Below are 15,096 nucleotides of genomic sequence, written 5' to 3' on the forward strand. Positions count from 1 at the left end.
TGGGTTTCACCGTCGCCCTTGATCTGGGTAACCTCCACCAAAGGCTCTAAACGCGAGCGACGCGCGGCGTATTCAGCGTCAAACGCCCGGCCATCAGCGCGCTCTGTTTTAAACATTAAACCGTTGCTCAAATTTCCATTGTGCGGGATCGCCAAGACCCGACCACCTGATTTTTTCTCATAGTCTTCCATCCAATCCCATAGCTTCTCAGGATCGTTAGATTCATAGCTAGAATAAGGTAATATTGAACTCACTCGGTCGGCATTGTCGCGAAATACAACAACGCGATGCAGATTATTGGCTTGGGGCAAGGATGTCCATTCATAGCCCAATAAGGCGGTAAATTTACCTGGCTCATTGTATTGCTCCGCGTACTTAATAAGACGTTGCCACATTGTTTCAACAAGGGAAGGGGCATCTTTCAAGGGATCTTCGCCGGCGGCAACGGCGCGCACGATCATGCCAAAGGCTTTCTCAGGTTCACCCGCGCGAATATGGTCAAACAACTGCCGACCAAAACCCGTTGCCAATAGATCTTTATTCGCTTCGGCCAGCATCGGCGCAAGGCCAAGATTTTCGGAGTGATCCGCCAACACGATAAAATCAAGGGGCCGCACCAAGCGCGCCTTCTCGCCAAGATTAGTCTCGACCACTTCACCACGTGCAAACCGGTACGCCACTTCCGGTCCCAGTCGATTACCGAGCATACCAGCATCAAGTGAATAGGATGAATGCAAATGGGTATCACCCCACAAAACCTGCCGAGAATACGTTTCATTTGCGTAGGGTGAATAATCCGCGGCGATCACGGGCATTGGCAACATCAAGGCAAGTGCTACCCCTGCTAAATTTAGATTGCGCATTTTTATTATTCCTATCTCTAGCATAGTGATGATTTAACCGCATTCCGAAGAGGATGCTTAGCTGATGCCATCGTCATTAGGATGCCAATCAGCTAAGCAACATTAGGGAAATCGACTAAAAGAAAGCTCTGAATGTTAGACCGTAAGTACGCGGCGCACCAATATAGCTTTGATAGCTGCCCTCGGGTGAACCGACCGCGACGTCAATTGCGGTTGCCACGTTCGCTGCCACATGCTGCACATACACTACGTCGTCATTTAAATTATTTACCCAAGTAGCCACATCGAAATCAGCGTTGCGCCAGCCCAGGCGAAAATTGGCCGTGGTTAATGCATTTTCTGCATGGCGAGGGTCGAGATCAGAACTGTAATTAGCAGCACCGGTATAGCGCACATCCAAACGCGAGTAAATGTCGCCGTCTGCTAGCGGTTGCTCCCACTGCAGGGCAATATTGCCAGTGCCCTTTGGCGCAAACGGTAGAATATTGCCACTCAAATCGCACTGAGCAAGCGCGGCGTCGTCTGGCTCCCGGCCGTAATAACATTGCCCGCCAGTATATTCGTCGTACGTCGCTTCGATATAGGCAAGATTAACGTTCGCCGTTAAATTTTCGGTCAATAACCACACGCTATCAACTTCAATACCATCTACCACTACCATCTCCGCATTATTAACCGCAAATACGAGGCCAATAAAGCTGGCGTTCTGGAACTCTTCATACTCGGCGTGAAAGACCGCGCCATTCAAACGCACGCGGCGATCAAATAGTTCGGTTTTCCAGCCAAATTCCAAATTCGTAATATCTTCCTGATCAAATGGCCGTATTTCATCGCTAGCACCACCGAATTGAAGACTATAACCCCCCGCTTTAAACCCTATCGAGTATGTCGCATAGATCATTGAATCGTCATTAATGGCGTAACTTAGATTAATGTTTCCGGTAACCGCAGACCAAGTGTCACTTTGCTCAAAATCATTGCCGTTCGGTGATACCGTGCAGACGAGGTTTTTGTCTAGCGGCGGCACACACCCTGCAGCCGATGTTTCATTAAACTGCACGACACTGCCGGTTTTTTCTTCATAGGAATAGCGCAAGCCAAAGGCGACATCCATTTGCTCCGTTAATCGGTAGCCCAGCTGTGTGAATACGCCGCTACTCATGGTGTCTTGATTAACATCAAAATCACCGGTATCGCCTTCGACACCCAAGATTGGCGCAGCTAATAAGCCGGGAACCCCGGCAACCCCGCCAGCGACTGCACCGCCGTACTCTTCAATAAATTCATTAAGAATAAATTCGTGCTGATCATCTGCGCCACGGGTGAAGGTGTTGTCGTAGTAGAACAAGCCAAACAGCCAGTTAAAATCACTGCCATTGTCCGATGCCCAACGTAGTTCTTGCGACACCGATTGGCCAGCCTGACTGTCATTAAATGTCACTATATCCAAGGGTATCTGCTCAACACCCTCCATATTTATTTTTACATCGTAGTCTTCAAGTCCGGTAATAGCCGAAAATGTATAGCCATCGCCCTGATACTCAAAACTCAGGACCGCATCATCAGATTGCATGTCAAAATTAGTACGATCGTCCTGTTCAACAATACGGTCATCCGAGCGGTTATTGGTAATTGTCGCGCCAGCATTGGCAACAATTTCAATGTGCGCTGCACTGTGCTGCACATCGCCAGTCACAGGCTTCATGTCACGTATCATTCGCCCTAAAATTAACTTCGCCGTCAGGCTATCGGTGATATCTAAGCGAAACTGGCCCCGCACTGCATAGCCGCTCTGATCATCGGAGTCCGGCCCCGTCAGGTTTTCAACCAGCGGATCGCGCTCGGTCCCTGAATAGGAAAAACGAGTAGCAAAGTTGTCAGTAATGGGAATATTGACCGACGCTTTTAGTGAACGAAATGTTTCCGATCCCGCACTGGCCTCTAACATCCCCTCGAATTCATTAGTGGGCCCTTGGGTTGTGATGCTAATCACCCCGGCGCCAGCGTTTTTGCCATACAAGGTGCTTTGCGGACCTTTCAATACTTCTACCGATTTCACATCCACCATATCACCGAGGCCAAGCCCCGAGCGCGAGCGAAATGCGCCGTCAATCACCAGCGCTGTATCTGGTTCGAAGGTCGGGATATTGCCCTCATTGCCGATACGACGAATCCGAAAACTGGTGTTCAAGGGCGAGGCATTCGAGGTCACAATGAGTGAAGGAACTTGCGCCGCCACATCACCGACGTCGCGAAAGCCGGTATTCAGTAAATCATCACCCGCTAGGGCACTGACGGCGACGGGCACGTCCTGCATACTCTCCGTACGCTTTTGGGCCGTCACAATTACTTCTTCTAAAACAGGACCTTGCGCGTGGAGGTTGCTACTCATCGCGGCGGCGAGCAAGCAGCCAAGACGCAGGCTAATGCGAGCTTGGAGTGGGTTAGTCTTGGCATTTACTTTTGGCCTGCTCAGCTTCATTGTGGTTCTCCTCTGAGCTTTCGAAGCTCTCATTATTAAAATACTACTTAAACTGCACTCTGCTTACTCTTTACGTATACGCAGTGCTATCAGTGATAGCCATACTATGGTAAAGCGTGCATTGACAGTTGACCTAAACCGTAAATTAGTTGACTAATTGCGCAATAAATCAGGAGCTACCGCCACGGAACGAAGCAAATTAACTCAACCACTCGAATTCTAGTAATACGCTCCACACGCTACTCCTTGGCCAGTATGTGAACAGCCACCGCCGCTTCTTCCACGCCTTGTAAGCCACCGCCATTTTCCTGAATGGCATGGCGAGCACCGTGAACCTGTCGCGGCCCAGCTTCGCCGCGCAACTGAGTAACCAATTCATAAAGTTGACCAATGCCCGTGGCGCCCAGTGGGTGTCCTTTAGACTCTAGGCCACCCGAGGTGTTGATCGGAATCTTGCCGCCAAGAGTGAAGTCGCCACACTCGGCGGCAGGGCCACCCTCGCCAAACGCGACCAAGCCCAGATTTTCAGCTTGTATAATTTCGCCCATGGCAGAGGCGTCATGTACTTCTGCGACATCCATATCCGACGGCGACAGCCCTGCAATATTGTAGGCTTGCTGCGCAGCTAAATGTCCGGCGCTATTTTTATAATCGTTTAAGTCGCGATTACTGAAGCTGCGCATCACGCTCGCCGCAATACGAATACAGCGCGAAGGATCCGCACCGATGCGCTTTAAGCCTTCCTCGGTACAGATAATCGCTGCGGCGGCGCCATCGGACAGCGGCGCGCACATCGGTAAGGTAATGGGGTAAGTAATCGGCGGTGCGGCAAGAATTTCTTCAATCGAAAATGCCTGGCGAAACTGTGAAAAAGGGTTGTGTACTGAATGCTGATGGTTTTTTGCCGACACCGCGGCAATCTGCCGTTGTGTGGTACCCCATGTTTTCATGTGGAAACGACACATAGCGGCATAGATCGCCATAAAACGACTGTAGGGCTTATCCGACTCCGAGCCTTCCGGTATAGCAATACCATCACCCATACTGCGCAGAATTTCGAAATTCCGCTCTACTTGGGAAACATCCCAGCCGGCTTCGAATAACGCCATCGCTTTGGCTTTATCCGGAATATTCATCTTCTCTGCGCCGATAGCCAAGGCAACATCACAGTCGCCTGCCCGCAGACTTTTCAAGGCCAAATGCACTGCAGAGCTGCCGGACGCACAAGCATTTTCAATATTAAAAATTGGCACACTGTCGATGCCGATTTTGCTCAACACTACTTGACCGGGGATTGAGTGCTGCCCCTGCAGTGGGCCGTTAGTCATTCCAGAATAATACACCTCGCCAATGTCATCGCGACGACAGCCAGCGTCTTTAAGCGCCCCGTTCAAGGCTTCGCCCGCGAGGTCGTCAAGACTGCGTTCCTTGTGTCGACCAAAAACGGTCATCGCAATACCCGCGATATACAGATTAGACATTTTCACGTCTCCTTTTAGCGCGCGATCAAGGCGATAAATCGAAAATAGGAATTTGGAAATAGACGAGCGAGGTAGTAGAGCGTTCGGGAGTATTTTCCCGTAAGGATACGGCGACGACCACGAGCCACGCCTTTCAAAATATCCCGAGCACAGCGCTCTGGTGTCGTCACCAACATATCGTCGGCCTGGCGCTGAAACTTGTCTTCAGTCGGTCCTGCATTGCGGCAGCGACGACTCCCTTTTTCGATATTGGTCTTTATGCCACCGGGATGAACAGTGATAGCCTGAATGCCGCTGCCAGCCAACTCCTGCCACAGGCACTCAGTCAGCCCGCGCACCGCAAACTTAGACATATTGTAAGCACTCTGAGCAGGAAAGCCGACAAGCCCAAATACACTACTGATATTGACCAGACAGCCACTGCCCTGCTCTCGCATAATGGGTAGGAATGCCTTACAACCGTATATCACCCCCCAAAGATTTATATTCAACTGCCACTCAATTTCATCGACATCAAGGTTTTCAAAGGTGCCCACAACTGTCGCGCCGGCATTATTGAAAACGTAATCTGCACCGCCAAAATCATTTCCCACCTCTTTAGCATGTGCAAATACAGATTCTTGTGAAGATGCATCGACAATATAAGAACGCGCGTCAGTCGAGGTCGGCAATGCCTTTAATGTTGCATCGAGCCCCGCTGCGTTGATATCAGATATCGCCAGTCGCGCACCGGCCTCTGCCAGCTGAATGGCGAGGCACCGCCCAATGCCCGACCCTGCACCGGTGATAACCGCAACCTTACCTTTAAAAACGGACATTATTATTCTCCTGAAATCTGCATTCTTATTACTGCTGCGAAACGTCCCACAATAGCTGTGTTATATTTTTCGACTTGCTGCTGACCAGTATTGCTCTCGCAGATCTTTCTTCAGCACTTTACCGACGGGACTGCGCGGCAAGGCGGGAACAAAATCAACACTTTTTGGTGCTTTAACGCTACCCAGTTTTGTTTTACACAATGCGATCAAATCAGCCTCATCGACCGAAGCGCCGCTATTCAATTCTACGACGGCTTTTACCGCTTCACCCCACTGCTCATCGGGCACACCGATAACTGCACAATCTTGCACCGCTTCATGGCTCCACAAAACCTGCTCTACTTCACTAGGGTAAACGTTGAAGCCACCGGAAATAATCATGTCCTTTTTGCGGTCGGTGATATGCAAATAGCCGTCAGCGTCTAAGTGACCTATGTCGCCCGTATGCAGCCAGCCATCGATGATAGTTTCAGCGGTTTTCTCAGCTGCCTTGTAATACCCCTTCATCACAAGGTCACCGCGAACACAAATTTCACCACTTTCGCCGACTGGGAGAATGCCATTTTCTCCGTCCATGATTTCGACTCGCACCAAGGGATTAGGTCGCCCTACGGATGTCAACCTTTCGTCCGATGCCAGGCGACGGTTTTCAAAATGCTCGTCTGGTGTTAGAAAAGAGATCGAGGCTGGCGCTTCAGTTTGCCCATACCCCCCAGTCATCACCGGACCAAATACCTCAATGGCCCTTTTCAGTTTTTCAACTGACATTGGCGCAGCGCCATACATAAAATAACGGAGTGATGAAAAGTTCAGCTTTTCAATATTAGGTATATCTAAAAGGCGGTAGATAACCGTGGGCGGTAAAAAGAATTCCGTTACGCCATGCTCTTCTATTGCACCCAGCATTGGGCCAGCGTCAGGCTTGGCTAACACGACCACCGTACCGCCCCGAGCAGTACAAGGCAGCGACAGCAAACCTGCGGTGTGGGTCATGGGGGCTGCGGCCAAATTAACAGGGCGTTCGTCAGCGCTGTAGTGGCAGGCCATCATAAAATGCGCAACAAAGGTCTGAGTACTGCGATGGGTGTTCATTACCCCCTTTGGCAAACCGGTGGTTCCGCCAGTTGGAGACAGCATCACCACGTCATCAAGATCTGTTTCAATTGACGGCACCCTGTCTGAGGCACCGGCCAACCAGGTCTCAAAACTGCCCTGCTCGTCATCAATACAGACCCACAAACGAATCTGCGGAAGCAGCGCCCGAACTGTTTCTATCTGTTCGGCAAACGCGGCTTGATAAAAAAGTACGTCGCAGTCAAAGCTGTTTAAGACGTGCAGGTTATCTTCCTGTGAACCGCGGGCGTTGACTGGTATCCACGCCATATTGGCGCGCCACAAGCCTAGGGTACAGATCCAAGACTTAACATCATTACCGGCCCACACTGCGCCCTTGCTGCCAGAAGAATAACCTTGCGCCAAAAGTCGGTTGGCTATCTGGCAAGACAGCCGCCCGGTCTTCTCAAAACTCCATTGAGCATCGCCCTGAATATAGGCGATGCCATTGGGATTACTGCGCCAGCCGCGGTCGAAGAAATCGATAATGGCCATAAATCCCCCTACAACTCTTCGACCGTCGCGCGGGCAAGGCCACGCTGCTCAAGGAATCCCAGCAGGTAGCGATGACCAAATGCCTTACAGCCGGACGCAAAGCCAACTGCCTGCATATCATCGTCTAGCAAGCGGATCACCGCAGCTGCCTGTATTGCACCGGTAGCGATATAGGGAGTGATGCCACGCACGGTAGCTCGAACCGCTGCCAATTGGCCACGACCAATCGCGAAATCGACTGTGCGCTGCAAGGTAGTGCGCTCGCGTGGAGGCATGGCCGGCGTGGTGGACTCCACCAATTGTGCAATCACCCCATCCTGCTGCTCTACCGGCAAATCCTTGTATTCCGTTTCCCATTTCTCACCAATGCCGTGAACGAGACGCATCACATTGTTATCGTAGAATCCGACTGCGGAAACGCAGGACCGAACCCGAGGGTCACGCTCCATATAAATCGGCAGCGCCGTGCCGCCCCAAGGTAGCGAAAAGACTGGCTGCATAAAATCCGGTGAAGTAATGTTAAATGAGGTGCCTGAAGGGTGCTCCATCATTTCGTTTTCCCACAAATAACACTGGGGAGAGCGGAACAATTCAAAAATAGAAGCGGTAGAGCCGACCGTCACACCGGCGGCACCAGTGCGCGGCCCCCGTGATAGTGCGGCTGTTTCCAGCGCATCGATTCCCGGCGTTTCCAATGCCAGCTCAGCAGCGATTTCTGAGTAGGTATACATATAGGCCAACGACGGTGACAGCAGCAAGCCAGCTTGACGAAACAACTCGCCAAATTGATCGCGAGCGTTGCGAATAAAACCTTGCTCACCGGTCGTATCTATATAATGGCAACCCGCCCTGAGGCAGGCCTCTACCGTCGTCAAACCAAAATTAACAAAAGGGCCAACCGTGTTACATACCACTTTTGAACCTTGGAAAACTTTGCTTAACTCCTCGACGTTGTGATTGACCTCAACAATGTCATAGCGAGCCGATTCTAAGCGCACCACACGCTCCGCCATCATCTCTTTAATCCGCGCTGCACTCCGGCCCACTGCGGTAAAAGGAATGTCTTGGTCAATTAACCAATCCATAATCAACATGCCGGTGTAGCCGCTTGCGCCATAAATTACTACAGGATACTTAGCCATAGTCTTATCTCTCTTATTTTGAGTTAATCTTGGGTCCAACCTTCTTGGTACAACATCGATGCCGTTAAACCGAGGCGCACAGTGAGCATGTAATTCTCACCATCCTCGATCAGCGCGGATCGGGTATCACGATAAATTTTTTCGATAGGGTATTCTTTTGATGTGCCATTAGCGCCAAACAACTGAAACGCTTCATGAACAATTTTCATCGCCTCTTCGGTAACACTCACCTTGCCCTGGGCTGTTACATGGGGGTGTTTCTGCGGTGAAAACCGCGCGAATTCGAGAGTACGTCGCGCCGAAGCCCGAGTCATTTCGAGGCGGCGCAACATGTCACCGATCCGAAAACGTGTTAATTGGTGCTCCATTAAAGGGACACCCCCCTGCTTACGCTCATGACAATAAGCTAAGGCCAATTCAAAAGCAGAGCGTGCGACACCAGTAAAAACCTGACACATATGGGTGCCGGCATAGGACCAAGTCGCCGCGAGATTAGCGTGATAATCATCTTTACCCGCGACCGCAAAGCGTTTTGGCACACGCACATTATCAAAATATATTTCGCCTTGAGGCAGCGCACGCTGACCGATTTTATCTAGCGGCCGGCCTCGAGAAACGCCGGGCAAGTCGAGGGGAACAATGATGGCACTGCCGTTGGTGAGGCAGTCGTCACGCTCAAAGCCGTCGCCGTAATCCGCCGCGATGTAGCACAAGGCTACTTGTGCCACTGCACCATTGGAGACCCAAGCTGCGCACTGACCATTAATCACAATCTCATCGCCCTGCACTTTCGCTGTGAGATTGCCTTTCACTTGCGTTGTACCTGGGTGCATTTCTTTGGTGTAAAGATTAATTGAATCAGAGCCCCGGTCTGGCTGGGTAATGACCCAGCAACCTATTTTGCCTTCGCACAAATCTATTAGCTCTTGCTTACCACTTGCCTTAGCCATTTCTAATGGAAAGCTGCCCGCGGCGATCGACACCGCCAAACCGGCATCGCCCCAACCCAGCTCTTCGCCAATGAGTGACTCGACTCGGCCAGCAGGGCTATCAATTTGTGCAAGCAAGCCGGGATCAAGCCCTAGGGCCGCAGCCTCCTGCATCGCCGACCAATAGGGGGATTGAGCTGCAATGACATCTTCAGCGCTCATCGCGTCCAACTCGCGACCAATTGGCCGCATTACATCGCGAGCGAAGCGGTGAACCATCGACTGCAGTGCAACTTCGTCTTCAGTTAACGGCGAGTCAAAGCCGCTTAAACTGACGCTGGGCAGGCTCAAGGTATCGGTAAGATGTATCATTGGCGTTGACCTCTTATTGTGTTTGTCTGTCTGCGGCGACTCCGCCACCTTGATGACACTTTAGCCAACAACCGAAACCTTAACTTGCTTTTTGCCGCCACTTGCTTGTTTTAGCATGCCATGCATAATGTTTAGAAAAAGTAGGGGTAAAGCAATGAGTAGCAATATGAGGACGTGGACACTGCATGGCCTGCCCGAACTTGTAAGCGAGCTCGGGGGTGATGTTGGTCTTATCCTTCAACAGTTCAATATTTCACGCCGCCAGTTAGAAAGTGACGACGCAACCCTGCCCTCGCCCACGTTTATCCGTCTACTGGAGTTTTGCGCGCGCGAATTAAAATGCCCAGATTTTGGTTTACGATTGGGCTTTCGATTGGGCCCAGAAGCACTTGGCCCCATCGTGTTGATGGCCAAGCACTGTGAAACAGCCGGTGAAGCCGCACTGGCGATATCGTCCTATCTTCATGCTTACATCCCAGCACTGACTCTTCAGCTTGCACCGCTGAACCAAAGTGCGCGACGCCTACAATTCACGGTAGCAACAACGGGTGTCGGTTCAACACGGCAATTTTTGGAATGGAGTATGGGCGTCAGTCTGCGAAATTTAAAATTGCTGGCCGGCGACTCAGCAACGCCTTACGCCATACATTTTTCTCACCCCGCACTGCTGCCCTTAAATAGCTACAAACGCTTTTTTGGTTCACCGGTCTATTTTGGCGAAGAATTTACAAGTTTGGATATACGCAAAAGCGACCTCAATAAATCACTCGCGCAAAATGATCCACAGCTCAGACAAGTACTCGCAGATTATATTGAAAAAACCGCTATATCGAGTGACGCGAGCCTTGAAGAGCAAATTCGTACCACCACAAAAATCCTACTGCCAACTGGCCGCTGCAAGCTCAAAGTAATCGCAGATCAATACTCCATGAGCCTGCGCACACTGCAGCGCAGGCTTAGCAGCGAGGGACTCAATTTTAATGAGATCGTAGACGACATCAGAAAAGAACTGCTCGCCGTTTATCTTCAAGAGCGCAATCTACCATTGACACAGGTCGCAGCACTCCTTGGTTACGGTGAACAAAGTTCGCTAACACACGCTTGCCAGCGCTGGTATGGACGTTCACCGGCGCAGCTAAGAGTCGAACTTTGATTGCGGCAAGTGAGTCCCACGCTATGGCAGCTTTGTACGCGAAACTTTACAATGTTAGCGGGCAAGCAAGACCTTCAAAATCCGCTTTCTTCCAATAGCGTGCGCGGGGGTAACAATCCTTCATAACACTTTCTTCATGCTGCCCTGCTGGTTGGGCTATTGCCGCGATACCCTCCGGAAAATCGCGCGACATTTCGATCTTCATCTGCCGGTAGATTCTCCGCGCGGTGGTTGGTGTTGAACCGTGCTAGTGGTCGCTGGCGACGCCACAATAGACTCAGCATTATCTTTGCAAGCAACGCTTAGCCATATCGCCAGCAAAATAAATATTATCCGCAAATGCATCAAGCTAACTTTTTGAACAAGCATACCGACGCGCATCAAAAATACATTTTAAACGTTGCTCCTGCACTAAGCGGCTCGCCGACGTAGGTTTGGTAGCTACCCTCCGGAGACCCAATCTGCACGTCAATATTAGTCATGATATTCGCTGCTGCGCCCTGCACCAAATACACCTCGTCAGTCAGGTTTTTCCCCCACAATGCTACATCAAATTGTCCATTACGCCAGCCCAATCGCGCGTCCAGCAGGAAATAGGGGTCACGCAGATGGCGCGGATCACGCTCAGAACTTGGGAGATTCTCACCGGTGTATTGGTATGCCGCTCGGGCATAAAATTCGCCGTTAAAAAGCGCCTGATTCCACTGAGCGATGAAGCTCCCAGACCATTCAGGCGCAAATGGCACACCCTCGCCGTCCGCAATACAGAATTTACCATTGTCGGCCTCACTGTAATAATCGCAGGGACCACCTTTGTATTCCTCATAGCGCGCGTCAAGGTAGGTCGCCGCCGCGGTGAGCGTCAAATGCTCGCCCAACAAATAGGTTGTCTCTAATTCAAGTCCGTCTACAATCACTTCCTCGGCATTGTTTACAATAAACTGCAAGCCTACAAAGGTCGCATTCTGATAGCTTTCGTAGGAAGTGGAGAACAGCGCGCTGTTCAACCGCAAGCGACGATCCAGGAATTCGCTTTTCGCACCGAGTTCAAAATGCGTCACTTTTTCCTGATCATATTTTCGCTCGTCTTCGCCATCAAAATGCCCGAACTCTAGGTTAAACCCGCCGGCTTTGAAACCTGTCGACGCAGTCGCATAGAGTAGGCTACCTTCTACTGGGAACCAGCTTAGGGAGATTGTTCCAGTTAGATCACTCCAGCTATCTCCGCCCTGATAATTATTGTCGATCGGCGCTACCAGACAAATCAGGTTAAGATTAAGGCTAGTCAGCGGAATTGCTGGATCCAAATCAAATTCGTGTACAGGTAAACAAGATTCACCCGGCGCTAACTCTCGACGGTTAACAAAGCTCGCTGACTTTTCTTCATCCGAGTATCGAATACCGGCTACCACTTCCAAGCTGGAGGTCAAGGCATAGCTTCCGTGAACAAACGCGCCAAAGGAATCCGTCTTTTGCTTACCAGTAAAATACCCCACGTCGCCTTCTACCCCGAGAATAGGCGTGCCCGGAGAAACCGTTGCCACCATATTCCCAGAGGTATCGTAAATAGGAACGGCGTAATTCGAATTGCCACTGACATTACGCGCGAACTCATTCGAAATCGCCCCGCCATATTCTTCTACATCTTCTAGAAGGCGGAACTCACCGGTATCGGAGTCTCCCCGCGTGTAGTCATTTTGGTAGTAAAATGCGCCGACTATCCAACTGAATTCAGCGGCGTCGTTATTTGTTAAACGAAACTCCCACGAGCTGGACTCACCCGCCTGAGAATCAAGAAAGCTTACAATCTGGTAAGGCATTTGCGAGGCATTTGCGTAGTCTAAATCTGCTTGATACTTCTCGTAGCCGGCAAGAAGATTAACGGTAACGCTATCGAATACATATTCCATCGACGCGCTCAGGTCGTGAGAATCCTGAATAAAACTGTAGTTTTTCACTTGGTTTACTTGATTGTCGTAGGGATCATTTGGCCCGACCTCGCCACGCCCAAGTTGAGTTTGCATGTTACTTATTATATTCAAGTGGCTCTGACTGTAATATACATCGCCCATACTACTGGCCATATCCCGGTCTGCAGCGCTCGCAATAATGCGCAGGCTACCGCGCTCACTGAATTCGAATTGCAGCTGACCACGGAGCGCAAGTTGATCAAGGCTGCGACCATCATCCCCGCTAATATTTTGCTGCACCGGATCGCGTTCAGTGCGGACCACGCTCCAGCGCGTCGCCAATTCGTCGCTCAGGGGAATATTGATACCAAGTTTAATCTGGCGTAAGCCATCACCCCCGCCAGTCGCTTCCAACGAAGCATCAAACTCCTGCCCCGGTGCCTTTGTCGTAACACTTATCACGCCAGCGGTCACATTTTTGCCGTACAGGGTACTTTGCGGCCCCTTCAGTACTTCAATAGACTGCACATCGACTAATTCACCCAAACCCAAACCCGAGCGCGATTTAAATGCGCCATCAACAAATAGTCCAGTTGCTGGCTCGAAGGTTGGAATATTGCCCTCATTGCCAATGCCACGGATCCGATAGCTGGTATTAAAGGGGCTGGTATTAGTATACACCACCAACGAAGGAATCTGCATCGACAAATCGGTGATATCATTAATTCCTGCATCGGCCAGTTCCTGTTCACCGACCGCTGTAACCGCTAAGGGCACGCTCTGCATACTCTCCTCGCGCTTTTGCGCCGAAACGATAACTTCCTCAATCACGCGTTCTGCACGCGCAAGCGGCACAGCAGCCCAAAAACACAGATTTACAACGAGAAAAAGCCGTAATGCACTTGCTTGGTAGGTCATTATTATTCTCACTTATTGCCGGTCATCACCGAAAACACACATGGCACGTTCAGTCCACGCAGCGGTCTATTGGCTAAAGTAAAATATTGCCGCAGCAGATCCTTGCTTTTTGCCGCCACAAAATTGCTTAAGGATGCCAAAAATTTCGTAACACCCTAAGTAGGCTGCTATTTGAGGGTTTAGTTAACGCGAAGGCAGGGAGCGGGAGGACGCAAAAAAGCTAATTGAGGCTTGCTTGACGGTATTGCCGAGGGGTCATTGACGTCCGTTTACTAAAAAATCGCGAGAAGGCACTGGTTTCCGAAAATTGCAGGAGCTCTGCTATCTCTGCAATAGAAAGCTCTGATTCGCGTAAATATTTTCTAGCCAGTGATTCGCGTACTGAATCGAGAATAGTTTGATATTGGGTGCCATTTTCAGCGAGCTTATGCTGAAGTGTTCGCACGCTGACACCCAAGGCATCCGCTACCGTTGCCGCATCGCAAATTTCTGAGCTGATAAGATTCCGTACAATTATTTCAACGCGTGACGGAAAATTTTCCTTTACTGAGCGCTGTCGTAGGCGCAACACGCCTTGCAATGCACCGTGAAGTCTATCGGCTTTTTTTAGCGGTAATGCCAATGTTTTCTTGTCAACTAAAAGGGCATTTCGATCCTGATTGTATTGCAAGGCACGACCAAACTCCTTGCGATGGCGGGTGAGCGAAGGTGGCTTTGCATGCCTAAATTGAACATATGTGGGGTACCAAGACGACCCTGCATGCACTCTGACTTCCTGACAAAGCAATATGTACGCTAACTCAACTGATTGGACTTCGCCTGCCGGATCACCCGCGATGGTATCGTAACAATACGCGGTGCCGAGTTGCTCCGGCAGGCTGCGCAAAAACACACTATCACTATAAAGTTGCATCGCCTCCGCAATATTGTCTATAGCCTCACCTAAGGTAGAAGCGTGCCGTGCAACTAGCCAAACACTACCCAGGATTTCCAAACCCTGTTGTTTGGCAAGCTCAATGCCAAAATAACGTTCGCCACAACTCGTGGCCGCGATCTCAAAAAACTTTAACACCGCCTTGGCGTCCACCAACAAACTTGGATCAGAAAGCGCCGCCTCGTCGACATTGGCCAACCGCGCCACCATCGCAGGGTCGATATTATATTGCCGGATAAGACTATCCGCACCTGCTAGAGCGGCACTACTTACAGTTTTCAAAGCTGCGATGTCCAAAACATGATTATTCTACTCACGGTTAATATAACAGCGCCGGATAGCATTCAAAGCCAAGCATATAGCATAGACGGATAATCCCGTATTTCCGTCACAACCAGCCCAGCCGTAGCCTTAACACTAGCAAACATACTCAGAGATAATAGAGGCTATCCACTACCAAGCCATAGCTTCGATCCAAACACCAAA

11 protein-coding genes are annotated in these 15,096 nt (G+C 50.4%); 1 reads left to right on the forward strand and 10 read right to left on the reverse strand.

What is annotated here, in order from left to right; all coding sequences use genetic code 11:
- From ABYT30_RS07845 to ABYT30_RS07875, 7 genes are all read right to left on the reverse strand, one after another.
- On the reverse strand, window positions 1-863 hold an 863-nt coding region (locus ABYT30_RS07845), incomplete at its 3' end, for a DUF3604 domain-containing protein (protein ID WP_373095890.1).
- Window positions 864-978: 115 nt separating this feature from the next.
- Window positions 979-3,345, reverse strand: a complete 2,367-nt coding sequence (locus tag ABYT30_RS07850) for a TonB-dependent receptor (RefSeq protein WP_373095892.1) — start codon at window positions 3,343-3,345, stop codon at window positions 979-981.
- A gap of 239 nt (window positions 3,346-3,584) precedes the next feature.
- Complete coding sequence (locus ABYT30_RS07855; RefSeq protein WP_373080728.1) at window positions 3,585-4,826, reverse strand: thiolase family protein; 1,242 nt, start codon at window positions 4,824-4,826, stop codon at window positions 3,585-3,587.
- Between the two features lie 14 nt (window positions 4,827-4,840).
- The gene (locus ABYT30_RS07860) at window positions 4,841-5,644 is read right to left on the reverse strand and encodes an SDR family NAD(P)-dependent oxidoreductase (RefSeq protein WP_373080726.1); all 804 of its coding nucleotides are present in this window, start codon (window positions 5,642-5,644) and stop codon (window positions 4,841-4,843) included.
- Between the two features lie 60 nt (window positions 5,645-5,704).
- Entirely contained in the window at window positions 5,705-7,252 is a 1,548-nt protein-coding gene (locus ABYT30_RS07865) for an AMP-binding protein (RefSeq protein WP_373080724.1), read from the reverse strand.
- A gap of 8 nt (window positions 7,253-7,260) precedes the next feature.
- A complete protein-coding gene (locus ABYT30_RS07870; protein ID WP_373095894.1) occupies window positions 7,261-8,394 on the reverse strand; it encodes a trans-acting enoyl reductase family protein in 1,134 nt (377 codons plus the stop codon).
- Window positions 8,395-8,417: 23 nt separating this feature from the next.
- Window positions 8,418-9,695: an acyl-CoA dehydrogenase family protein gene (locus tag ABYT30_RS07875; protein WP_373095896.1), complete on the reverse strand. Its 1,278-nt coding sequence runs from the start codon at window positions 9,693-9,695 to the stop codon at window positions 8,418-8,420.
- Window positions 9,696-9,849: 154 nt separating this feature from the next.
- On the opposite strand from ABYT30_RS07875, the gene ABYT30_RS07880 reads away from it, so the two are divergent.
- Window positions 9,850-10,848, forward strand: a complete 999-nt coding sequence (locus ABYT30_RS07880) for an AraC family transcriptional regulator (RefSeq protein ID WP_373095898.1) — start codon at window positions 9,850-9,852, stop codon at window positions 10,846-10,848.
- 46 nt (window positions 10,849-10,894) lie between these two features.
- On the opposite strand, the gene ABYT30_RS07885 is transcribed toward ABYT30_RS07880, so the two are convergent.
- The 3 genes from ABYT30_RS07885 to ABYT30_RS07895 form a co-directional block, all read right to left on the reverse strand.
- On the reverse strand, window positions 10,895-11,041 hold the full coding sequence (locus ABYT30_RS07885; RefSeq protein WP_373095900.1) for a hypothetical protein: 147 nt from the start codon (window positions 11,039-11,041) through the stop codon (window positions 10,895-10,897).
- A gap of 187 nt (window positions 11,042-11,228) precedes the next feature.
- Window positions 11,229-13,676, reverse strand: a complete 2,448-nt coding sequence (locus tag ABYT30_RS07890; RefSeq protein ID WP_373095902.1) for a TonB-dependent receptor — start codon at window positions 13,674-13,676, stop codon at window positions 11,229-11,231.
- Window positions 13,677-13,896: 220 nt separating this feature from the next.
- Entirely contained in the window at window positions 13,897-14,892 is a 996-nt protein-coding gene (locus tag ABYT30_RS07895) for an AraC family transcriptional regulator (protein WP_373084688.1), read from the reverse strand.
- Window positions 14,893-15,096: the final 204 nt, after the last annotated feature.

The sequence above is a fragment of the Zhongshania sp. genome (assembly GCF_041623545.1).
GTDB lineage: Bacteria > Pseudomonadota > Gammaproteobacteria > Pseudomonadales > Spongiibacteraceae > Spongiibacter.